The organism is Streptomyces sp. NPDC041124 (genome assembly GCF_055592385.1).
Window position 1 is genome coordinate 284,628 of sequence record NZ_JBVIYR010000003.1, and the last position, 22,354, is coordinate 306,981.

The 22,354-nt window shown below is 72.5% G+C and carries 19 protein-coding genes; 14 read left to right on the forward strand and 5 right to left on the reverse strand.

All coding sequences use genetic code 11. The features are described 5' to 3' along the window. Positions 1-58: 58 nt before the first annotated feature. Positions 59-1,576 (forward strand): 3-hydroxyacyl-CoA dehydrogenase, encoded by a 1,518-nt coding sequence (locus tag ACZ6A9_RS09565; protein ID WP_468981555.1) that lies wholly within the window; start codon positions 59-61, stop codon positions 1,574-1,576. Continuing rightward, positions 1,573-2,163: a TetR/AcrR family transcriptional regulator gene (locus ACZ6A9_RS09570; protein WP_468981559.1), complete on the forward strand. Its 591-nt coding sequence runs from the start codon at positions 1,573-1,575 to the stop codon at positions 2,161-2,163. Before ACZ6A9_RS09565 ends, ACZ6A9_RS09570 begins: the two co-directional genes overlap by 4 nt. 28 nt (positions 2,164-2,191) lie before the next feature. Here the strand turns inward: ACZ6A9_RS09570 and ACZ6A9_RS09575 are convergent, their stop codons facing one another. Then, positions 2,192-2,677, reverse strand: a complete 486-nt coding sequence (locus ACZ6A9_RS09575) for an Lrp/AsnC family transcriptional regulator (RefSeq protein WP_468982907.1) — start codon at positions 2,675-2,677, stop codon at positions 2,192-2,194. A gap of 185 nt (positions 2,678-2,862) precedes the next feature. On the opposite strand from ACZ6A9_RS09575, the gene pdhA (ACZ6A9_RS09580) reads away from it, so the two are divergent. The 6 genes from pdhA (ACZ6A9_RS09580) (at position 2,863) to ACZ6A9_RS09605 (ending at position 10,008) form a co-directional block, all read left to right on the forward strand. Continuing rightward, positions 2,863-4,002, forward strand: coding sequence for a pyruvate dehydrogenase (acetyl-transferring) E1 component subunit alpha (pdhA, locus tag ACZ6A9_RS09580; protein ID WP_468981564.1), 1,140 nt, complete (start codon positions 2,863-2,865; stop codon positions 4,000-4,002). Continuing rightward, a complete protein-coding gene (locus ACZ6A9_RS09585) occupies positions 4,002-5,006 on the forward strand; it encodes an alpha-ketoacid dehydrogenase subunit beta (protein WP_468981569.1) in 1,005 nt (334 codons plus the stop codon). Before pdhA (ACZ6A9_RS09580) ends, ACZ6A9_RS09585 begins: the two co-directional genes overlap by 1 nt. Continuing rightward, the gene (locus ACZ6A9_RS09590) at positions 5,006-6,430 is read left to right on the forward strand and encodes a dihydrolipoamide acetyltransferase family protein (protein WP_468981574.1); all 1,425 of its coding nucleotides are present in this window, start codon (positions 5,006-5,008) and stop codon (positions 6,428-6,430) included. Before ACZ6A9_RS09585 ends, ACZ6A9_RS09590 begins: the two co-directional genes overlap by 1 nt. Positions 6,431-6,515: 85 nt before the next feature. Then, positions 6,516-7,544 carry an NTP transferase domain-containing protein gene (locus ACZ6A9_RS09595; RefSeq protein ID WP_468981580.1) on the forward strand — a complete coding sequence of 343 codons (1,029 nt, stop codon included), beginning with the start codon at positions 6,516-6,518 and terminating at the stop codon, positions 7,542-7,544. Next, positions 7,541-8,914, forward strand: coding sequence for a molybdopterin molybdotransferase MoeA (locus ACZ6A9_RS09600; RefSeq protein ID WP_468981586.1), 1,374 nt, complete (start codon positions 7,541-7,543; stop codon positions 8,912-8,914). The genes ACZ6A9_RS09595 and ACZ6A9_RS09600 overlap by 4 nt, the downstream gene beginning before the upstream one ends. Further along, complete coding sequence (locus tag ACZ6A9_RS09605; protein WP_468981589.1) at positions 8,911-10,008, forward strand: potassium channel family protein; 1,098 nt, start codon at positions 8,911-8,913, stop codon at positions 10,006-10,008. Before ACZ6A9_RS09600 ends, ACZ6A9_RS09605 begins: the two co-directional genes overlap by 4 nt. Before the next feature lie 35 nt (positions 10,009-10,043). Here the strand turns inward: ACZ6A9_RS09605 and ACZ6A9_RS09610 are convergent, their stop codons facing one another. Next, on the reverse strand, positions 10,044-10,892 hold the full coding sequence (locus ACZ6A9_RS09610) for an ABC transporter permease (protein WP_468981594.1): 849 nt from the start codon (positions 10,890-10,892) through the stop codon (positions 10,044-10,046). Further along, a complete protein-coding gene (locus ACZ6A9_RS09615; protein WP_468981599.1) occupies positions 10,889-11,902 on the reverse strand; it encodes an ATP-binding cassette domain-containing protein in 1,014 nt (337 codons plus the stop codon). Before ACZ6A9_RS09615 ends, ACZ6A9_RS09610 begins: the two co-directional genes overlap by 4 nt. A gap of 131 nt (positions 11,903-12,033) precedes the next feature. On the opposite strand from ACZ6A9_RS09615, the gene ACZ6A9_RS09620 reads away from it, so the two are divergent. Continuing rightward, complete coding sequence (locus tag ACZ6A9_RS09620; RefSeq protein WP_468981603.1) at positions 12,034-13,017, forward strand: NAD(P)H-quinone oxidoreductase; 984 nt, start codon at positions 12,034-12,036, stop codon at positions 13,015-13,017. Between the two features lie 180 nt (positions 13,018-13,197). On the opposite strand, the gene ACZ6A9_RS09625 is transcribed toward ACZ6A9_RS09620, so the two are convergent. After that, positions 13,198-13,836 (reverse strand): hypothetical protein, encoded by a 639-nt coding sequence (locus ACZ6A9_RS09625; protein ID WP_468981607.1) that lies wholly within the window; start codon positions 13,834-13,836, stop codon positions 13,198-13,200. Between the two features lie 191 nt (positions 13,837-14,027). Between ACZ6A9_RS09625 and ACZ6A9_RS09630 the strand changes: the two genes are divergently transcribed. Beyond that, complete coding sequence (locus ACZ6A9_RS09630) at positions 14,028-14,570, forward strand: bacterial proteasome activator family protein (RefSeq protein ID WP_468981612.1); 543 nt, start codon at positions 14,028-14,030, stop codon at positions 14,568-14,570. 103 nt (positions 14,571-14,673) lie between these two features. Here the strand turns inward: ACZ6A9_RS09630 and ACZ6A9_RS09635 are convergent, their stop codons facing one another. Continuing rightward, positions 14,674-16,320 carry a protein kinase domain-containing protein gene (locus ACZ6A9_RS09635; RefSeq protein ID WP_468981618.1) on the reverse strand — a complete coding sequence of 549 codons (1,647 nt, stop codon included), beginning with the start codon at positions 16,318-16,320 and terminating at the stop codon, positions 14,674-14,676. Positions 16,321-16,670: 350 nt separating this feature from the next. On the opposite strand from ACZ6A9_RS09635, the gene ACZ6A9_RS09640 reads away from it, so the two are divergent. The 4 genes from ACZ6A9_RS09640 to ACZ6A9_RS09655 all read left to right on the forward strand — a co-directional run bounded on the left by ACZ6A9_RS09640 (position 16,671) and on the right by ACZ6A9_RS09655 (position 22,339). Beyond that, on the forward strand, positions 16,671-18,302 hold the full coding sequence (locus ACZ6A9_RS09640; RefSeq protein ID WP_468981624.1) for a protein kinase domain-containing protein: 1,632 nt from the start codon (positions 16,671-16,673) through the stop codon (positions 18,300-18,302). A 408-nt stretch (positions 18,303-18,710) separates the two neighbouring features. Then, on the forward strand, positions 18,711-19,916 hold the full coding sequence (gene pdhA / locus ACZ6A9_RS09645) for a pyruvate dehydrogenase (acetyl-transferring) E1 component subunit alpha (RefSeq protein WP_468981628.1): 1,206 nt from the start codon (positions 18,711-18,713) through the stop codon (positions 19,914-19,916). A 1-nt stretch (position 19,917) separates the two neighbouring features. Then, positions 19,918-20,910 (forward strand): alpha-ketoacid dehydrogenase subunit beta, encoded by a 993-nt coding sequence (locus ACZ6A9_RS09650; protein ID WP_468981634.1) that lies wholly within the window; start codon positions 19,918-19,920, stop codon positions 20,908-20,910. A 10-nt stretch (positions 20,911-20,920) separates the two neighbouring features. Continuing rightward, positions 20,921-22,339, forward strand: coding sequence for a dihydrolipoamide acetyltransferase family protein (locus ACZ6A9_RS09655; RefSeq protein ID WP_468981640.1), 1,419 nt, complete (start codon positions 20,921-20,923; stop codon positions 22,337-22,339). Positions 22,340-22,354: the final 15 nt, after the last annotated feature.

Consider the following 22,354-nt stretch of genomic DNA (forward strand, 5'->3'; position numbering starts at 1 on the left):
GTCGGGACAAGGGGGTCCGCCGCATCCGTGGAGAACCCCGTGCGGGAGGATCGCGCACATGACAGCACTCGACCTCAGCAGTCCCGTGGCCGTGGTCGGCACCGGCACCATGGGCCAGGGAATCGCCCAGGTCGCGCTGGTCGCGGGCCATCCCGTCCGGCTGTACGACGCCGACCCGGGGCAGGCGCGTCAGGCGGCCGACGCGATCGGCGCCCGGCTGGACCGGCTGGTGGAGAAGGACCGCCTCACCACCGCCGAGCGGGACGCCGCGCGGTCCCGGCTCCGGCCCGTCGACGAGCTCGCCGGGCTCGCCGGCTGCTCCCTGGTCGTCGAGGCCGTCGTCGAGCGCCTCGACGTCAAGCAGGAGCTGTTCCGGGCGCTGGAGGACGTCGTCTTTGACGACTGTCTCCTCGCCACCAACACCTCCTCCCTGTCGGTCACGGCGATCGGCGGTGCCCTGCGGGTGCCCGGGCGCCTCGTGGGCCTGCACTTCTTCAACCCCGCGCCGCTGCTGCCGCTGGTCGAGGTCGTCTCCGGGTTCGCCACCGACGTCACCAGCGCCACCCGCGCCTACGAGACGGCCCGCGCCTGGGGCAAGACACCTGTCGCCTCCGCCGACACCCCCGGCTTCATCGTCAACCGGATCGCCCGGCCCTTCTACGCCGAGGCCTTCGCGGTGTACGAGGCCCAGGGCGCCGACCCGGCGACCATCGACGCGGTGCTGCGCGAGTCCGGCGGTTTCCGGATGGGTGCCTTCGAGCTGACCGACCTCATCGGCCAGGACGTCAACGAGTCCGTCACCCACTCGGTGTGGCGGTCCTTCTTCCAGGACGTGCGCTTCACACCGTCCCTGGCCCAGCGCCGGCTGGTCGAGTCCGGCCGCCTCGGCCGCAAGACCGGCCGGGGCTGGTACGACCACGCCGACGGCGCCGAGCGCCCCGCGCCGCACGCCGCCGAGCCCGCGGAACCGCCCGCGTACGTGATCGCCGAGGGTGACCTGGGGCCCGCCGCGGAGCTGCTCGCCCTGATCCGCGAGGCCGGCATCGAGGTGCGCGAGCGGGACGAGGACAGCGGCACCCGTCTGGTCCTGCCCGGCGGCGGACAGCTGGTGCTCGCCGACGGCCAGGCCTCTGTGGAGTTCCTCGACGTGGTCTACTTCGACCTCGCCCTCGACTACCGCACCGCCTCGCGCGTCGCCCTGTCCCACTGCCGGGACACCTCCGCGCGGACCGTCGCCGAGGCCACCGGCCTGTTCCAGGCGCTCGGCAAGAAGGTCAGCGTCATCGGGGACGTCCCCGGGATGATCGTCGCGCGGACGGTGGCCCGGATCATCGACCTCGCGGTGGACGCCGTCGCCAAGGGCGTGGCCACCGAGGAGGACGTCGACACCGCGATGCGGCTGGGCGTCAACTACCCCCTGGGTCCCTTCGAGTGGAGCCGCCGCCTCGGCCGGGGCTGGGCCGGCGACCTGCTGGAGGAGATGCACGACATCGACCCGTCCGGCCGCTACGCGCCGTCCCTCGCGCTCTACCAGTACGCGTGCGCCACCCCCGACAAGCGGGAGGACACCGCATGACCACCGCCAGGCGCGACACGTACACCCCGGAGACGCTGCTGTCCGTGGCCGTGCGGGTGTTCAACGAGCGCGGCTACGACGGCACGTCCATGGAGCACCTCTCCAGGGCGGCCGGCATCTCCAAGTCGTCGATCTACCACCACGTGGCCGGCAAGGAGGAACTGCTGCGCCGCGCGGTGAGCCGGGCCCTGGACGGGCTCTTCGCGATCCTCGACGAGGAGCGGGCGAGCACGGGCCGCGCCGCCGAGCGGCTGGAGTACGTCGTACGGCGCATGGTCGAGGTGCTGATCGCCGAGCTGCCGTACGTGACGCTGCTGCTGCGGGTGCGCGGCAACACGGACACCGAGCGGTGGGCGCTGGAGCGGAGGCGCGAGTTCGACCACCGGGTGGCCGCGCTGCTGAAGGCGGCGGCGGCCGACGGGGACGTGCGCGAGGACATAGAGGTGCGCCTGGTGACCCGGCTGGTCTTCGGGATGATCAACTCCATCGTGGAGTGGTACCGGCCGGACGGGCGCGGCATGAACGAGCGCGAGGTGGCCGACGCGGTGGCACAGCTCGCCTTCGGAGGGCTGCGCAAGGCGGTCTGAGGCGTGCTGAGGCCCGCTCCGGCGGGCCTCACCCCTGCGGTTCGAGGTCCTCCTCCTCGAACACCAGCAGCGTGCGCGTGCTCAGCACCTCCGGGATCGCCTGCAGCCGGGTCAGCACCACCTCGCGCAGCGCCCTGTTGTCGGGCGTGTGCACCAGCAGCAGCACGTCGAAGTCCCCGCCGACCAGCGCGATGTGCGAGGCGCCGGGAAGCTGTCTGAGCTGCTCGCGGACCGTGCGCCAGGTGTTCTGGACGATCTTCAGGGTGATGTACGCGGACGTCCCGTGACCGGCCCGTTCGTGGTCGACGCGGGCCCCGAAGCCCCGGATCACGCCGTCCTCGACGAGCCGGTTGATCCGCGCGTACGCGTTCGCGCGGGAGACGTGCACCCGTTCGGCCACCGAGCGTATGGAGGCGCGGCCGTCCGCCTGGAGCATGCGCAGGATGTCCTGGTCGATCGCGTCCAGGGGTCGTGCGGGAGGCAGCGGCCCGGCCCCCTCCTGACCCTCGGCCATTTGTTCAGATGCCACCCGCCCCCACCTCTCCGCCGTGGACGTCCTGCATCCATCCCAAGCTGTGGAGAACCGTTTGTCCACAGCCTGGTGCCACCCGTAGCCAAAATGTGCCGGCGACCGAACAATCGGTTGGTGAGGCGCGTCACAGACGCCGCGCCTCCGTCTTCCCACGAGGAGGTGCCGTCATGACGGTCATGGAGCAGCGGGGGGCCTACCGGCCGACCCCGCCGCCCGCCTGGCAGCCCCGTACCGACCCCGCGCCGCTGCTGCCCGACGCGGAGCCGTACCGCGTGCTCGGCACCGAGGCGGCCGCCGGGGCCGACCCGGAGCTGCTGCGCCGGCTGTACGCGGAGCTGGTGAAGGGTCGCCGGTACAACGCGCAGGCCACCGCCCTCACCAAGCAGGGCCGTCTCGCGGTCTACCCCTCCAGCACCGGCCAGGAGGCCTGTGAGGTCGCCGCCGCCCTGGTGCTGGAGGAGCGCGACTGGCTCTTCCCCAGCTACCGCGACACCCTCGCGGTCGTGGCGCGCGGTGTGGACCCGGTGGAGGCCCTCACCCTGCTGCGCGGCGACTGGCACACCGGCTACGACCCCCGTGAACACCGGGTCGCCCCGCTGAGCACCCCGCTCGCCACCCAGCTGCCGCACGCCGTCGGCCTGGCGCACGCCGCCCGCCTCAAGGGCGACGACGTGGTCGCGCTCGCCATGGTCGGCGACGGCGGCACCAGCGAGGGCGACTTCCACGAGGCGCTGAACTTCGCCGCCGTCTGGCAGGCGCCGGTGGTCTTCCTCGTGCAGAACAACGGCTTCGCCATCTCGGTACCGCTCGCCAAGCAGACCGCGGCTCCGTCGCTGGCCCACAAGGCCGTCGGCTACGGCATGCCCGGCCGCCTGGTCGACGGCAACGACGCCGCCGCCGTCCACGAGGTCCTGGCCGACGCCGTGCGCCGCGCCCGCGCGGGGGGCGGCCCGACCCTGGTCGAGGCGATCACGTACCGCGTGGAGGCCCACACCAACGCCGACGACGCGACCCGCTACCGGGGCGACGCCGAGGTGGAGACCTGGAAGCAGCACGACCCGATCGCCCTTCTGGAGCGGGAGCTGACCGGGCGCGGACTGCTCGACGAGGCGGGCGCCGAGAGCGCCCGCCAGGACGCCGAGACCATGGCCGCCGACCTGCGGGCCCGCATGAACCAGGACGCGGAGCTCGACCCCATGGACCTCTTCGCGCACGTCTACGCCGAGCCCACCCCCCAGCTGCTGGAGCAGCGGGAGCAGCTGCGGGCCGAGCTGGCGGCCGAGGCCGCACCGGAAGGGACACCGTGATGACCACCGTCGCCGTCAAACCGGCCACCATGGCGCAGGCCCTCACGCGAGCGATGCGCGACGCCATGGCCGCCGACCCGTCCGTGCACGTCATGGGCGAGGACGTCGGCACCCTCGGCGGTGTCTTCCGGATCACCGACGGACTCGCCAAGGAGTTCGGCGAGGACCGCTGCACGGACACACCGCTGGCCGAGGCGGGCATCCTCGGCACGGCGGTGGGCATGGCCATGTACGGGCTGCGCCCGGTGGTGGAGATGCAGTTCGACGCGTTCGCCTACCCGGCGTTCGAGCAGCTCCTCTCCCACGTGGCGAAGACGCGCAACCGCACGCGGGGCAAGATGCCCCTGCCGATCACCATCCGCGTCCCCTACGGCGGCGGCATCGGCGGCGTCGAGCACCACAGCGACTCCTCCGAGGCGTACTACATGGCGACTCCGGGGCTCCATGTCGTCACGCCCGCGACCGTCGCGGACGCCTACGGCCTGCTGCGGGCGTCCATCGCCTCCGACGACCCGGTCGTCTTCCTGGAGCCCAAACGGCTCTACTGGTCGAAGGACGCCTGGAACCCCGAGGAGCCGACGGCCGTCGACCCGATAGGCCGTGCGGTGGTGCGGCGCTCCGGCCGGAGCGCCACGCTCATCACCTACGGGCCGTCCGTACCCGTCTGCATGGAGGCGGCCGAGGCGGCCCGGGCCGAGGGCTGGGACCTCGAAGTCGTCGACCTGCGCTCCCTGGTGCCGTTCGACGACGAGACGGTGTGCGCCTCGGTACGGCGGACGGGACGCGCGGTGGTCGTCCACGAGTCGGGCGGCTTCGGCGGCCCGGGCGGGGAGATCGCGGCCCGGGTCTCGGAGCGCTGCTTCCACCACCTGGAGGCGCCGGTGCTGCGGGTGGCCGGGTTCGACCTGCCGTATCCGCCGCCGATGCTGGAGCGCCACCACCTGCCTGGTGTGGACCGCATCCTGGACGCCGTGGGGCGCCTGCAGTGGGAGGCCGAGAGCTGATGGCACAGGTGCTGGAGTTCAAACTGCCCGACCTCGGTGAGGGGCTCACCGAGGCGGAGATCGTGCGCTGGCTGGTCGAGGTCGGCGACGTCGTCGCCGTGGACCAGCCGGTCGTGGAGGTCGAGACGGCCAAGGCGATGGTGGAGGTGCCCTGCCCCTACGGCGGGGTGGTCACCGCCCGCTTCGGCGCCGAGGGCACGGAACTGCCCGTCGGCGCTCCGCTGCTGACCGTGGCGGTGGGGGAGACGGCCGAGGGCCGCACGGGCGGCGGCACGGACACCGTGGCCTCCGTGGACGCCGCGCACTCCGCGGAGCCGGCGGGCCGGGTTCCGTCCGGCGAGGGCTCCGGCAACGTCCTGGTCGGCTACGGCACCTCCGAGGCACCGGCCCGCCGCCGCCGGGTGCGCCGCCCCGAGCCGACGACGCCGTCCGCACCCGCGGCCCGCGCCGTGAACGGGACGGTCACGACCCCCAGGTCCGCGGACGCCCCGGGCGCCCCCGCGGCCGTCGCCGGCGGTCCCGTCCCCGTGATCTCCCCCCTGGTGCGCAGGCTGGCCCGGCAGAACGGCCTGGACCTGCGGGAGATGACCGGATCCGGGCCCGACGGGCTGATCCTGCGGGCCGACGTGGAGTACGCGCTGCGTGCCGCCGCCACCCAGGGCCGTGCGGAGGCGACGGCCGGCGCACCGGGGACGCGGGCCACCCCGGCGAGCGCGCCGGCCACCGCCCCTCCCGCCGCCCACCGCGTCCCCCTCAGGGGCGTCCGCGGTGCCGTCGCGGACAAGCTCTCCCGCAGCCGCACCGAGATTCCGGACGCGACCTGCTGGGTGGACGCCGACGCCACCGAACTGATGCGCACGCGCGCCGCGATGAACGCCTCCGGCGGTCCGAAGATCTCCGTCCTCGCCCTGCTGGCCCGGATCTGCACCGCCGCGCTCGCCCGCTTCCCCGAGCTCAACGCCTCGGTGGACACCGGAGCCAGGGAGATCGTCCGGCACGCCGGTGTGCACCTCGGCTTCGCAGCCCAGACCGACCGCGGACTCGTCGTCCCCGTCGTCCGTGACGCGCACACACGCGACACCGAGTCGCTCACGGCCGAGTTCGCCCGCCTCACCGAGGCGGCCCGGGCCGGGACCCTGACGCCCGCGGAACTCACCGGAGGGACCTTCACGCTGAACAACTACGGCGTGTTCGGCGTCGACGGCTCCACACCGATCATCAACCACCCCGAGGCCGCCATGCTCGGCGTCGGCCGCATCGTCCCCAAGCCGTGGGTGCACGAGGGCGAGCTGGCCGTGCGGCAGGTCGTGCAGCTCTCGTTCACCTTCGACCACCGGGTCTGCGACGGCGGTACGGCGGGCGGCTTCCTGCGCTACGTGGCGGACTGTGTGGAACAACCGGCGGTGCTGCTGCGGACGCTGTGAGTCCGCTCCCCTCCCTCCCGGCTCCGCGCCCCTGTCCACGTGCCCCCGCGTTCTCCGTGATCGCGGGGGCACGCATACTCGGGGGGTGACCGAGTACCAGCCACCCGGTGATCCGCCCCGCGGTCCCTCAGGTGAACCCTCGGGCAGCGCCTCCGTGGGAACCGGCGCCGTCTACGACGCCGTCGTCCTGGCCGGCGGCGCCGCCCGCAGGCTCGGGGGCGCCGACAAACCCGGCGTGCGCGTCGGCGGGCGGGCGCTGCTCGACCGGGTCCTCGCGGCCTGCGCCGACGCCCGCACCACCGTGGTGGTCGCCGCTCCCCGCCGCACCGCGCGCCCCGTGACCTGGGCCCGCGAGGAGCCCCCGGGCGGCGGCCCCCTCGCCGCGCTCGACGCCGGGCTCCGGCACACCACGGCCGACCTCGTCGTGCTGCTCTCCGCCGACCTGCCGTTCCTCGACCACCGCACCGTCGCGGGGCTGTTGACGTCCCTCGGCCGCGGCACGGCCGACGGCGTGCTGCTGAGCGACTCCGGCGGCCGCGACCAGCCGCTCGTCGCCGCCTACCGGACCGCGTCCCTGCGCCGCGAACTGACCGCGCTGACCGGCCGGCACGGCACCCTGACCGGACTCCCCCTGCGCCGGCTGACCGGCGCCCTCGACCTCGCCCGTATCTCCGGCCCGGTGGCGTCCTTCGACTGCGACACCTGGGACGACATCGCCCTTGCCAGGGCACGCATCAGGGAGCATGGACACGTGTTGGACGAATGGATCTCCGCAGTCAAGGACGAACTGGGCATCGACCTGGACGTCGACACCGGCGCGCTGCTCGACCTCGCCCGGGACGCCGCCCACGGTGTGGCCAGGCCCGCCGCACCCCTGACCACCTTCCTCGTCGGTTACGCGGCCGCACGGGCGGGCGGCGACCGCGAGGCGGTCGCCGAGGCGACCCGCAAGGCCGTGGCGCTCGCGCTGCGCTGGGCGGACGAGGATGCCTCCACCGCCGACGCCCCCTCCGTCCCGGCCGACCCCCCTGCCGCCGACGCCTCCTCCGCCGGCACGCGGTCCGCCGGCACCACACCCGACGCTGCTCCCGACGCCCGCCCGGACGCGGGATGACCCCCCACGGCATCCGGGCCGGCGAGGACGCCGACGATCTCGACGTCGAGGAGGCGCTCGCCCTCGTGAACGACCGCTCCCACCGCTCCGACCGCCCCGCCGGTGAACACGGCGGCGGCACGCACCACCCGCACCCTCGCGCCACCGCCTGGTCCGACGCCCGGGCCGTCGCCGAGCGCGCCCCGCGCCACGGCTCCCGGGGCCGTACCGGTCTGCCGGCCCCGGTCGCCGTGCCCCTCGCCTCTGCCCTCGGCCTCACTCTGGCCACCCCCCTCACCGCCCTCACCGACCTGCCCTCCTTCGACACCTCGGCGATGGACGGCTGGGCGGTCTCCGGCCCCGGCCCCTGGGACGTACGGGAGGAGGGTGTGCTCGCCGGGCACGCCGAGCACGTGCCGCTCACCGACGGCGAGGCCGTCCGGATCGCCACCGGTGCCCGGGTCCCTCCGGACACCACCGCCGTGCTCCGCAGCGAGCGCGGCCGCACCGACGGCACGGGCCGGCTGCACGCCACCGTCGCCGACCGGCCACCGCACACCGTCTCCCACGGCCAGGACATCCGTCCCCGCGGCCAGGAGTGCCGCAGCGGCGACCAACTGCTGCCCGCGGGCACGCTGGTGACCCCGCCCGTCCTGGGCATGGCCGCCGCCGCCGGATACGACACGCTCATGGCGGTCCCCCGACCCCGTGCCGCCGTGTTCGTCCTCGGTGACGAACTGCTCGGTGAGGGACTGCCGCACGGCGGACTCATCCGGGACGCCCTCGGCCCGCTGCTGCCGCCCTGGCTGCGCGCTCTCGGCGCGGAGGTCATCGACGTGCGCCGGGTCGGCGACGATGAGCAGGCGCTGCACGACGCGATCACCCACTGCGACGCCGAGGTCGTGGTGACCACCGGCGGCACCGCCGCCGGTCCGGTCGACCATGTGCACCCCACGCTGCGCCGCATCGGTGCCGAACTCCTCGTGGACGGCGTGCGGGTGCGCCCCGGCCACCCGATGCTCCTGGCCCGCGTCAGGGACGGCCAGTTCCTCGTCGGTCTGCCCGGCAACCCGCTGGCCGCCGTCTCCGGCCTGCTCACCCTCGCCGAGCCGCTGCTGCGGACCCTCGCGGCACGCCCCGCCCCGGAGCCGTACACGCTGCCGCTGCGGGACGGCGTGCAGGGGCATCCGTACGACACCCGGCTGGTCCCCGTCGCCCTGCGCGGGGACCGGGCGGTGCCGCTGCTCTACAACGGTCCCGCCATGCTGCGCGGGGTCGCGGCGGCCGACGCGCTCGCCGTCGTACCCCCGGGCAGTGCCGGTCCCGGGACGGAGGCGGAACTGCTCGACCTGCCCTGGGCGTCCGGGGGAATCGGGGTGTGTTTCACGTGAAACTTCCGGGCCAGGACGCCATCGCGCGCCAGGCGGACGAACATTTGGTGACGCATCGGGTGAAACTCCCGAGGAAGCTGGTGGAGCACCCGATCCGCCAGGTCGCCAAACGGCTGTCGATGGCCCTGGTGGTGCTCGTGGTGACGGCGTTCATCGTGTACGCCGACCGCAGCGGCTACAACGACAACGCAGACGGGTCCATCGACCTTCTCGACGCGTTCTACTACGCGACCGTCACCCTCTCCACCACCGGGTACGGCGACATCACACCGGTATCCGACGCCGCCCGGCTCACCAACATCTTCGTCATCACGCCGCTGCGCGTGCTGTTCCTGATCATCCTGGTCGGCACCACTCTCGAGGCCCTCACCGAACGCACCCGGGAGGAGTGGCGACTGAACCGCTGGAGGTCCACCTTGCGCGATCACACCGTTGTCGTCGGGTTCGGGACCAAGGGACGGTCCGCGATCAAGACGGTCTGCGCGACGGGGCTCCGCAAGGAGCAGGTCGTGGTGGTCGATCCCAGTGCGAAGGCGATCGAGGCGGCCACGGCGGACGGTTTCGCGGGCGTCATAGGGGACGCCACACGCAGTGAGGTGCTGAAGCGGGCCGAGGTGTACCGCGCACGGCAGATCATCATCGCGACGCAACGCGACGACACGGCGGTCCTGGTGACGCTGACGGCGCGGCAGCTCAACCGGAACGCGAAGATCGTCGCCGCGGTACGCGAGGAGGAGAACGCCCCGCTGCTCAAGCAGTCGGGTGCCGACGCGGTCATCACCAGCGCCAGCGCGGCCGGGCGGCTGCTCGGACTCTCGGTGCTCAGTCCCTCGGCCGGCATGGTCATGGAGGACCTGATCCAGCAGGGGACCGGTCTCGACATGGTCGAACGGCCGGTCATAAAGGCTGAGGTGGGCAAGACCGTCCGGGAGACGAACGACCTCGTGGTGAGCGTCGTCCGCGGGCACCGGGTGCTGGGCTACGACGACCCGGACGTCGGGACTCTGGAACTGACCGACCGGCTGATCACGATCGTGCGGGCCACGCCGGGCACCAAGGTGACCCCCGACACCCGTCCGCTCCCCTGGACCTGAGGTCCGCCCTCCCGGTCGGGCGGGCCCCGGTCCCGTCACTTGCGGTTGTAGAGCCGCATCGTGACCGGGCCGAAGACCGCCACGAACAGCCCGGCCCAGCCCAGCGTCCAGGCGATCTCGTCGGCCGGCCAGTCGCCGGCCATCAGTCCGCGCACCGAGGACGCCAGATGGGTGATGGGGCTGTTGTTGACGAACGCCTGGAGCCAGCCCGGCATGGTGCGCGGGTCGACGAAGACGTTGGACAGGAAGGTGAGCGGGAAGATCACCATCATGCTGACGCTCATCACCGACTTCTCGGTGCGCAGCAACAGCCCGAACATGGTCCAGATCCACGAGAAGGCGAACGAGAAGACCAGCAGCAGGGCGATCCCGGCGACCACGCCGACGAACCCGCCGTCCGCCCGGTAACCGAGCAGCAGCCCCATGGCGAGCATCACGACGGAGGCGATGGTGTAGCGCAGCGCGTCGCCGAGCAGGTAGCCGACCATGGCCGACGGCCGCCAGATGGGCAGCGAACGGAACCGGTCGAAAACGCCCTTCTCGATGTCGATGTTCACCGAGACCCCGGTGTACATCGTGATCATCACGACCGACATCACCAGGATGCCCGGCAGCACGAACTGGATGTAGTCGCTGGGAGAGCCCGCCAGCGCACCGCCGAAGAGGTACGTGAACATCAGCAGGTTCATGATCGGGAAGGCGGTGACGTCGAAGAGCTGTTCCGGGACGTGCTTGATCTTCAGGACGGCACGCCAGCCGAAGGTCAGGGACGTGGACAGCGAGCTGGGGCGCGGCGGGCGGTCCCTGGTGACCAGCAGGGCGGCCAGCGAATCGGTGCTGACCGGCGCGAGGTTCTTGCTCTCGGTGCTGGTGAGCGTGCTCATGCCGCCACCTCGTCCTTCGTGTCGGTGCCGGTGCCGGCAGGACCGGCTTCGTGCCCGGTCAGTGCCATGAAGACCTCGTCGAGGCTGGGTTGTCCGAGCGAGAAGTTGTCGACGGTGATCCCGGCCCGGGTCAGCTCGCCGAGCGCCCGTGCCGCCTGCTCGGCGGCGGAGTCGCTCGTCGCCGCGCCGAGGCGGGCGGTGAGGGCCACCGGGTCGGGTTCCTGCTGTACCTCCGCGGCCAGCACCTCCCGCAGCAACCGCTCGGCCTCGGGCCGCCGGTCCGCGTCCCGCAGCCGCAGGTGGACCGAGCCGGCGCCGACGGACGCCTTCAGCTCGCCCTTGGTGCCTTCGGCGATCACCCGGCCCCGGTCGATGACGGCGATCCGGGACGCCAGCTGGTCGGCCTCGTCCAGGTACTGCGTGGTGAGCAGCACGGTCGTGCCCTGGGCGACGACCGCGCGCACGATGTCCCACACCTGGTTGCGGCTGCGCGGGTCGAGTCCGGTGGTGGGCTCGTCGAGGAACAGCAGGTCGGGGGTGTTGAGGATGGACGCCGCGATGTCGATGCGGCGCCGCATGCCGCCCGAGTAGTGCTTGACCTGCTTCCCGGCCGCTTCCGTGAGGCCGAACGCCTCCAGCAGCTGGGCGGCGCGGGTGCGGGCGGTGGCCTTGTGGTGGCCGAGCAGCCGGGCCAGCAGCACCAGGTTCTCGATGCCGGTGAGGTCCTCGTCCACGGACGCGTACTGCCCGGTGAGGCTGACCCGGCCGCGCACCTCGTCCGCCTCGTGGACGACGTCGTGACCGAAGACCCGGGCCTCGCCGCCGTCGGGGCGCAGCAGGGTGGCGAGCATCTTCACGGTGGTGGTCTTGCCGGCGCCGTTCGGTCCGAGGACGCCGTACACCGTGCCGGCCGGCACGGTCAGATCGACCCCGTCGACGGCCCGCGTCTCACCGAAGGTTTTGACCAGGCCCACGGTCTCGATCGCCGGGCCGGACGTGTGCGTGCTCATGCTGGGGGTCCTTCCGCGTGCTCGGGCTACGCAGGGAGAGACTCCTACCGTCGCGCAAACTCATCGGTCACGCACACGGGTTCCGCGGGCGGCGCCCGTGGCGCGGACGCACCCGGGGGTACCGTCCCCCCATGCATGCGATCACGATTCCCGAACCCGGTGGGCCCGAGGCGCTGGTGTGGGAGGAGGTTCCCGATCCGGTGGCCGGCGAGGGCGAGGTCCTGGTCGAGGTGGTGGCCGGGGCCGTCAACCGGGCCGACATCCTGCAGCGGCAGGGCTTCTACAACCCCCCTCCCGGCGCGTCCCCCTACCCCGGTCTGGAATGTTCCGGACGGATCGCCGCGCTCGGCCCCGGGGTGAGCGGCTGGGCCGTCGGTGACGAGGTCTGCGCGCTGCTCGCGGGCGGCGGCTACGCCGAGAAGGTCGCCGTGCCGGCCGGGCAGCTGCTGCCCGTGCCCGAGGGGGTCACCGTCGATCAGGCGGCGGCACTCCCGGAGGTCGTCTGCACGGTCTGGTCCAACGTCTTCATGGTCGCGCACCTGCGCCCCGGCGAGACCTTCCTGGTGCACGGCGGCTCCAGCGGCATCGGCACGATGGCGATCCAGCTGGCCAAGGCCGTCGGGGCGAAGGTCGCGGTCACGGCCGGTACCGCGCAGAAGCTGGAGCGCTGTGCGGAACTCGGCGCCGACATCCTGATCAACTACCGGGAGCAGGACTTCGTCGCCGAGCTGAGGCAGGCCACCGACGGAGCGGGCGCGGACGTCATCCTCGACAACATGGGCGCCAAGTACCTGGACCGCAACGTCCAGGCCCTCGCGGTCAACGGCCGGCTCGCGATCATCGGCATGCAGGGCGGGGCCAAGGGGGAGCTGAACATCGGCGCCCTCCTCACCAAGCGCGCCGCGATCAGCGCGACCTCGCTGCGGGCCCGGCCGGCCGCGGAGAAGGCGGCGATCGTGGCGGCCGTACGGGAACACGTCTGGCCGCTCGTCGCCTCGGGCCGCATCCGTCCCGTCGTCGACCGCGAGATCCCGATGCCGGAGGCGGCCGCCGCCCACCGCGTCGTGGAGGACAGCGGCCACATCGGCAAGGTCCTGCTGGTCACGACGGACTGACCCCGTGGCGACCGGACCGGCCCCCGGTCGTCGGGGCTGGTCCGGGCCCCCGTCCGGCGCCGCTCGCCGACCGCGTCCCGTCCGAGGCCGGTTCCTGTCCGGTGCGGCACATCGACCCCGTTGCGTCGGGGGCCGGTTCCCGTCCGCGGACGGGACGGCACGGGGCCGTACGGGCGGCGCTCAGGTCTGGCGCATGCGCAGGGCGACGAAGGCGAGTCCCAGGCCGAGGCCGATGAGGACCAGTCCGCTGCCGAGCGGCAGGATGCGCAGGACGGGCTCGGTGCTCGCGGCCGCGTCCGGTGCCGTTGGCGACGGAGTGGAGGGCACCGGGACCGCTGCCGGGGACGTGGGTGCCTGGCGCGGGCCGTCACCGGGGTCGGCCGTCCGGGGCCCCGCCTCCCTGCCCTCCGGACGGGAGCCCGGGCCGACGTCATGCCGGCCCGTGCCGTCACGGCCGTCCCCGTCGTCCGCCCCGCGCCTCTCCCGCTCCCCGGACTCCCCGTCCCTGAACTCCCCGTCCCTGGACTCTCCGTCCCTGGGGTCCTCGGCGGGTTCGTGCCGTCCGGGCCGTTCCCGGCCCTCGTCCGGCCGCCCGGACGGCGGCGACGCGGACGACGAGGACGACGCGGACGGGACGGAGGGCCGGGGAGCGGACGAGGGGGAACGGGACACCGGCCCCGCGTCGACCCCCGCGGCCCGGTACGCCGGGGACGCCGCCGGCGCGGCGTGGGCGGGCCCCGCGGAGGTGCCGTACGGCACCAGCGCAGCCCCCGCTCCCAGAACGACCGTCGCCGCCACTGCACGCAGCCATGGAGTCACGACCGTGACCTCCCGCGCCGGCCGGTGCTCGGTCACACCGTCGGCAAGATGGGCCGGATGGACGCCCATCAGCTTCGCATCACGCCATGATCCCGGCATTTCGCATGCGTCCGTCGGGGGGACCCGGGGGTCCACCGCTGCTTCCGGGGGCGCCGCCGGGGCTGGTCACCCGGGTGCGCGACAATGACGGCATGGAGATGCCGAGGAACGAACGGTCGCCGGAGAATCCGCAGATCCTGGTCGTCGGCCAGGACGGCATGGCGCTCAGCGGCGGCAGCGGAGACGAGGACTCCCGCGAGACCCCGGTGACGGAACAGGTGGAACAGCCGGCGAAGGTCATGCGGATCGGCAGCATGATCAAGCAGCTGCTGGAGGAGGTGCGAGCGGCTCCCCTGGACGAGGCCAGCCGGGCCCGGCTCAAGGAGATCCACTCGAGCTCGGTGAAGGAACTGGAGGACGGTCTGGCTCCGGAGCTGGTCGAGGAGCTGGAGCGGATCTCGCTGCCCTTCACGGACGACGCGACGCCCACCGACGCCGAACTGCGGATCGCCCAGGCCCAGCTGGTGGGCTGGCTGGAGGGCCTCTTCCACGGCATCCAGACCACGCTCTTCGCCCAGCAGATGGCGGCGCGCGCCCAGCTGGAGCAGATGCGCCGCGCGCTCCCGCCCGGCGTCGGCGACGGCCCGGAGGAGCAGCCGCACCTGGGCGGCCGCTCGGGCGGCCCGTACCTGTAAGCGTCCCCGACGACCCTGCCCGCACGACCCGAAGGGGCCCGGCATCCTCCGATGCCGGGCCCCTTCGCCGTGTGTGTTCCGCGTTCCGGAGGGTTGCGAAGGGTCAGGAGGGCGGGTTGCCCGTCGAGACCTTGAGGGTGATCTCCGGCATGTCCTCGGGGTCGACGTCCGTACCGGCCGGCGGGAACTGCTCGCGGACCGAACCCTCGCCGTAGGTGTTCTCGTCCACCTCGAGGATCTTGAAGTCGCCCCAGCCGGCGGCCTGCAGGCACTCCCGCACCGAGCCGATGTACTTGAACTTGAAGTTGGGCAGCCGGATCTTGTCGGGGTCGTTGTACGACTCCTGCGGCTCCTCGCACTCCTCCGTGTCGATCTTCTTCGAGGTGTCGGGCCCGCGGTAGCCCTCCGCCTTGGTCGCCGACGCCGACGCCGAGGCGCTGCTGCCCCCGCCGCCCTCCGGGTCCTTGTCGCCGCCGTTCATCAGCAGAGCCGTGACCAGACCGCCGACGGCCAGCACGGAGACGGCGATCGAGCCGATGATCACCGGCTTGTTCCGGCCGCCACCGCCGCCGGAGCCCGAGGACTGCGGGGTGATGTTGTACGGCGGCGGGGTCGACGCGCCCTGCTGCGGCGAGTACGCCGCCGGGTTGGGCGTCTGGTAGCCGCCGTGCTGCGGATAGCCGTACGCCGGGGACGGCGCGGTCGGGGCCGGCGTGCCGTAAGGGTTCGGCTGCGGGGCCGGCCGGTAGGGCGTCTGCACGTTGCCCGCGGGGGCCCCGGTCGCCTGGTCGACCGGCGGGAACACCGCGGAGCCGACGCCCGAGCCGCTCTGCGCCTGCGCGCCCGGCACGATGCTCGGCGGGGCCGCATGGACGGACTGCGCCACCCGCAGGCACTCCCCGCGCATCGCCTCCGCGCTGGGGAAACGCTCGTTGGGGTTCTTCTTCAGCGCGCGGGCGATCAGCGCGTCCACGGCCGGCGGCAGCGAGCGGTTGATCGAGGACGCGGTCGGTGGTTCCTCCTGTACGTGCGCGTACGCGATGGCCAGCGGCGAGTCCGCCTCGAACGGCAGCCGCCCGGTGACGAGCTGGAACAGCATGATGCCGACCGAGTACAGGTCCGAGCGCGCGTCGACGCCCCGCCCGAGCGCCTGCTCCGGGGAGAGGTACTGCGGGGTGCCGACGACCATGCCGGTCTGCGTCATCGACGTGACACCCGACTGCATGGCGCGGGCGATGCCGAAGTCCATCACCTTGACCACGCCGCGCTTGGTCATCATCACGTTGCCCGGCTTGATGTCCCGGTGGACCAGCCCCATCTCGTGGCTGATCTCCAGCGCCGCGAGCACGTCCGCGGTGATCTTCAGCGCCTTGTCGGCGGGCATCGCGCCCTGCTGCCGGACGTCCTCGTCGAGCACGGAGCCCAGCGGGCGGCCCTCGACGTACTCCATGACGATGAACGGCGTCGTCATGCCGTCCACGTCGTCCTCGCCGGTGTCGAAGACCGAGACGATGTTGGTGTGCGTGAGCTTCGCCACGGACTGGGCCTCGCGGCGGAAGCGCTCACGGAACGCCTGCTCCCGGCCGAGTTCCGTGTGCAACGTCTTGATCGCGACCTGGCGGTCGAGCACGCTGTCGTAGGCGAGGTGCACCGACGCCATGCCGCCCTGGCCGAGCAGGTCCCGCAGTTGGTAACGGCCGCCGGCGAGCGCCCGCCCCGCGTACTGGCCCTGTGCGCCGTCCTGGCTCATGTTCCGAGTCCCCCGTAGCCTCTCCGGCGCCGCCGTCGGTGACTGTTCTCGTCGTAGATCGAAAGTGCTATTCCCGGCCAAGTCTGCCCCAGGCCACTGACACGTCAAGCGTGGTGCCCGATCCGTGACCGTACGCGAAAGAAGCGTCGCGGAAGCGTTACAGGGGCCGTACCACCGGTACACGCAATTTGCACGACAGTACGGAGTGCGGGTTTCATGGCCGGTCCGTCTCGTGCCGGCCCCGGCAGCCCGTCTCGCACCGGAGCCTCGTGCGAAGGCTGTAGCGTGGGCCGACGGAGACCGTGAAACAACACCGCGCGCACCGCGGGCAGAAACGACGGCGAGGACTGATGGCACAGCAGCAGCGCGCTCAGGGCCCGTCCGACCCCGAGGCGACTGGCGGCGGCATGTCGGACGCGCCGGACAACTGGGGCAACGGCGGGCTCGTGGGCGACGGCCGGTACCGGCTGACCCACAGGCTCGGCCGGGGCGGTATGGCCGAGGTGTTCGCCGCCGAGGACGTACGTCTCGGCCGCACGGTCGCCGTCAAGCTGCTGCGCTCCGACCTGGCCGAGGACCCCATTGCCAAGGTCCGCTTCACGCGCGAGGCGCAGTCGGTGGCCGGTCTCAACCACCACGCGATCGTCGCCGTGTACGACTCCGGCGAGGACGTCATCGGCGGCCAGGCGGTCCCGTACATCGTGATGGAGATCGTCGAGGGCCGCACCATCCGCGACCTGCTGATGAACGCGGAGGCCCCCGGCCCCGAGCAGGCGCTGATCATCGTCTCCGGTGTCCTGGAGGCGCTCGCCTACTCGCACCAGCACGGCATCGTGCACCGCGACATCAAGCCGGCCAACGTCATCATCACCCACAACGGCGCCGTGAAGGTGATGGACTTCGGCATCGCCCGCGCGCTGCACGGCGCGTCGACGACCATGACGCAGACCGGCATGGTCATGGGCACCCCGCAGTACCTCTCCCCGGAGCAGGCGCTCGGCAAGGCCGTCGACCACCGCTCCGACCTGTACGCCACCGGCTGCCTGATGTACGAACTGCTGGCGCTGCGTCCCCCGTTCACCGGGGAGACGCCGCTGTCGGTGGTCTACCAGCACGTCCAGGACATCCCCACGCCCCCCTCGGAAGCCTCGGACGCCTGCCCGCCGGAGCTGGACGGGCTGGTCATGCGCTCCCTCGCCAAGGATCCCGACGACCGTTTCCAGACGGCCGAGGAGATGCGCGGCCTGGTCCAGTACGGGCTCCAGATGCTCTACGACCAGGGCGGTCACACGGGCACCTGGAACACCGGCCCGGTGAACCTGCACGAAGGCCCGCGCACCCCTGCGGCCGGGCTCGCGGGCACGGCCGTGCTGCCGCACCAGGACGCCGGCACCACGGCGATCCCGCAGCCGATCCTGCCCGCCGGGTACGGCGGGGACGACGGCGGCTTCGAGGGCAACGGCAACGGGGGCAGCGGGCGCGGCAAGCTGTGGATCCTCGCGGTGCTCGCCGTGATCGCGGTCGCGGCGGGCGTCGCGCTGGCGCTCAACAACGCCGGCGGGTCCGGTGGCGGCGGCACGACCGAGAAGTCGCCGTCCGTGTCGCAGAGCACCGAGGACGACCCGGCCAGCGAGTCCCCGAGCGACGAGGAGACCGAGGAGACGACCGACCCCGGCACCGACCCGGGTACGGGCTCGGGCGGCAACGGGGACTGGACGCCGTCGTACACGCCGTCGTACACGCCGTCGTACACGGAGACGGAGGAGCCGACCGACCCGCCGTCGGCCACACAGCCGACCCAGACGGGCGGTACCGAGGACGGCGGTACCGAGAACGGTGGCACCGGTCCCGGCGGTACGGAGACCGGCGGTACGGAGACCGGCGGCACGGAGGACGGCGGCAGCGAGAACGCGGGCGCGGGAGCCGGCGGAGCCGACGGCGGCGGAGCGGTCGTGGGCGGAGTGCCTGGCGGAGCGGGCTGACCCGCCGTGGGCTCCTGACGGCGCTTGCCTCTCGGCGGCGCCTCGCCCACGTTCCGGCACCGCGTGACTCCCGGCGCGGCACGCCGTGCCGTCAGCGAAGTCGGCTCTTCCCGTGCCCGGGGTGGCCGGGATAACGTGCCGTTGCTCCGGCCTCCTGCAAGGCTGTGACCAGCGCGCTCTCACCGCCTTCCGGATTTACTTGGATATCCAAGCAAAATCGCAGGTCAGATGGTGTTTCACAGAAATGTGGCGCACTGGGTAACGTGCCTGTTGCAGGGCGCTCGCCGGGGCACCTGTCACGCCTGTTCCCGGCCGAGTGGCACCCACCCCGTGCCCGGTGGTCGAGTAACAGGTGAGCCGCACTGGCCTACCGGCAACCCCGGGGGCCGGACCGACGGAGGAGCACACGTGACCGTGGAGAGCACTGCCGCGCGCACACCGCGACGCAGCGCCGGAAGCAAGGCCGGCACCACCGGCACCAAGCGCACCACCAGTACCACCAAGAAGGCCACCGGCGCCGGGAAGAGCGCCGAGCCCGCCCTCGTCCAGTTGCTGACGCCCGAGGGCAAGCGCGTCAAGAACGCCGAGTTCGACAAGTACGTCGCCGACATCACCGTCGACGACCTGCGCGGTCTGTACCGCGACATGGTGCTCACCCGCCGCTTCGACGCCGAGGCCACCTCCCTGCAGCGCCAGGGCGAGCTGGGCCTGTGGGCGTCGCTGCTCGGGCAGGAGGCGGCGCAGATCGGCTCCGGCCGGGCGCTGCGCGACGACGACTACGTCTTCCCCACCTACCGTGAGCACGGCGTCGCGTGGTGCCGCGGGGTGGACCCGACCAACCTGCTCGGCATGTTCCGCGGGGTGAACAACGGCGGCTGGGACCCGGGCGGCAACAACTTCCACCTGTACACGATCGTCATCGGCTCCCAGACGCTGCACGCCACGGGTTACGCGATGGGCATCACCAAGGACGGCGCGGACAGCGCCGTCATCGCGTACTTCGGCGACGGCGCCTCCAGCCAGGGCGACGTGGCCGAGGCCTTCACCTTCTCCGCGGTCTACAACGCACCCGTGGTGTTCTTCTGCCAGAACAACCAGTGGGCGATCTCCGAGCCGACCGAGAAGCAGTCCCGGGTGCCGCTGTACCAGCGCGCGCAGGGCTTCGGCTTCCCGGGCGTCCGGGTGGACGGCAACGACGTGCTGGCGAACCTGGCCGTCACCAAGTGGGCGCTGGAGCGGGCCCGCGCCGGTGAGGGGCCGACGCTGGTCGAGGCGTTCACGTACCGCATGGGCGCGCACACGACCTCCGACGACCCCAGCCGCTACCGGGGCGACGAGGAGCGTCTGGCCTGGGAGGCGAAGGACCCGATCCTGCGCCTGCGCCGCCACCTGGAGTCCTCACACCGGGTGGACGAGGGGTTCTTCGCGGAACTGGAGACCGAGAGCGAGGCGTTGGGCAGGCGGGTGCGCGAAGCGGTTCGTGCCATGCCGGACCCGGACCACTTCGCCATCTTCGAGAACGTGTACGCGGACGGGCACGCGCTGGTGGACGAGGAGCGGGCACAGTTCGCCGCCTACCAGGCGTCGTTCGCGGACGAAGACGGGGGTAAGTGACATGGCGGAGACCGTGACATCCAAGAACATGGCCCTGGCCAAGGCGGTCAACGAGTCGCTGCGGCACGCCCTGGAGACGGACCCGAAGGTCCTCGTCATGGGCGAGGACGTCGGCAAGCTCGGCGGCGTGTTCCGGGTGACGGACGGCCTGCAGAAGGACTTCGGCGAGAGCCGCGTCATCGACACCCCGCTCGCCGAGTCGGGCATCGTCGGTACGGCGATCGGCCTGGCGCTGCGCGGTTACCGCCCGGTGGTGGAGATCCAGTTCGACGGTTTCGTCTTCCCGGCGTACGACCAGATCGTCACCCAGCTCGCGAAGATGCACGCCCGCGCGCTGGGCAAGGTCAAGATGCCGGTCGTCGTGCGCATCCCCTACGGCGGCGGCATCGGCGCGGTGGAGCACCACTCCGAGTCCCCGGAGTCGCTGTTCGCGCACGTCGCCGGCCTGAAGATCGTGTCGCCGTCGAACGCGTCGGACGCGTACTGGATGATGCAGCAGGCCATCCACAGCGACGACCCGGTGATCTTCTTCGAGCCGAAGCGGCGCTACTGGGACAAGGGCGAGGTCGACACCGAGGCGATCCCGGGCCCGCTGCACAAGGCGAGGACCGTCCGCGAGGGCACGGACCTCACCCTGGTCGCGTACGGCCCGATGGTGAAGCTGTGCCAGGAGGTCGCCGACGCGGCCGCCGAGGAGGGCCGCTCCCTGGAGGTGCTGGACCTGCGCTCGGTCTCCCCGCTGGACTTCGACTCGATCCAGGCGTCGGTGCAGAAGACGCGCCGCCTGGTCGTGGTGCACGAGGCGCCGGTGTTCTTCGGTTCGGGTGCGGAGATCGCGGCGCGGATCACGGAGCGCTGCTTCTACCACCTGGAAGCCCCGGTCCTGCGGGTGGGCGGCTACCACGCCCCGTACCCGCCGGCCCGCCTGGAGGAGTCCTACCTCCCGGACCTGGACCGGGTGCTCGACGCCGTCGACCGCTCGCTGGCGTACTGAGGAGAGGGTCGTGACGACGATGACGAACGCGTCCGTACGCGAGTTCAAGATGCCGGACGTGGGCGAGGGCCTCACCGAGGCCGAGATCCTCAAGTGGTACGTCCAGCCGGGTGACACGGTCACCGACGGCCAGGTGGTCTGCGAGGTCGAGACGGCGAAGGCGGCCGTCGAACTGCCCATCCCCTACGACGGTGTGGTCCGCGCACTGCACTTCCCCGAGGGCACCACGGTGGACGTGGGCACGTCCATCATCGCGGTGGACGTCGCGGGCGGCGCGGCCCCGGCGGAGGAGGCGCCCGCCGCCCCTGCCGCGTCCGCCGCCCCCGCCGCGCCCGCCGGCGAACCCGACGAGAAGCCGGCCGCCCGCCAGCCCGTCCTGGTCGGCTACGGCGTGGCGACGTCCTCCACCCGTCGGCGCCCGCGCAAGCAGACGCCGGACGACGCCGCCGCCCAGCAGGCGGCGGTGGTGGTCCAGACGGAACTGAACGGCCACAGCGCCGCCGCCGTCGCCCTCCAGGACCGCCCGCTGGCGAAGCCGCCGGTGCGCAAGCTGGCGAAGGACCTGGGCGTCGACCTGGCCACGGTCACTCCGACCGGCCCGGACGGCATCATCACCCGCGAGGACGTCCACGCGGCGGTGGCGTCCGCGACGCGGGAACCGGCCGCCCCGGCGGCCGAGCCCGCACCCGCCCCGGCCGCCCCGGCCGCCCCGGTGTCGTACGACACCGCCCGGGAGACCCGCATCCCCGTCAAGGGGGTGCGCAAGGCGACGGCGGCGGCCATGGTCGGTTCGGCGTTCACGGCGCCGCACGTCACGGAGTTCGTGACGGTCGACGTCACCCGCACCATGAAGCTGGTCGAGGAGCTCAAGCAGGACAAGGAGTTCGCCGGTCTGCGGGTGAACCCCCTCCTGCTGATCGCCAAGGCCCTGCTGGTCGCCATCAGGCGGAACCCGGACGTCAACGCCTCCTGGGACGAGGCGGCCCAGGAGATCGTGGTCAAGCACTACGTCAACCTGGGCATCGCGGCGGCCACCCCGCGCGGTCTGATCGTCCCGAACATCAAGGACGCCCACGCCAAGACCCTGCCCCAACTGGCCGAATCCCTGGGTGAACTGGTGTCCACGGCCAGGGAGGGCAAGACCTCGCCGTCCGCGATGCAGGCGGGCACGGTCACGATCACCAACGTCGGCGTCTTCGGCGTCGACACGGGCACGCCGATCCTCAACCAGGGCGAGTCCGCGATCCTCGCGGTCGGCGCGATCAAGCTCCAGCCGTGGGTCCACAAGGGCAAGGTGAAGCCCCGTCAGGTGACCACCCTGGCGCTCTCCTTCGACCACCGTCTGGTCGACGGCGAACTGGGATCCAAGGTCCTGGCCGACGTGGCCGCGATCCTGGAGAACCCGAAGCGGCTGATCACTTGGGCGTGACGGCCACATACCGGT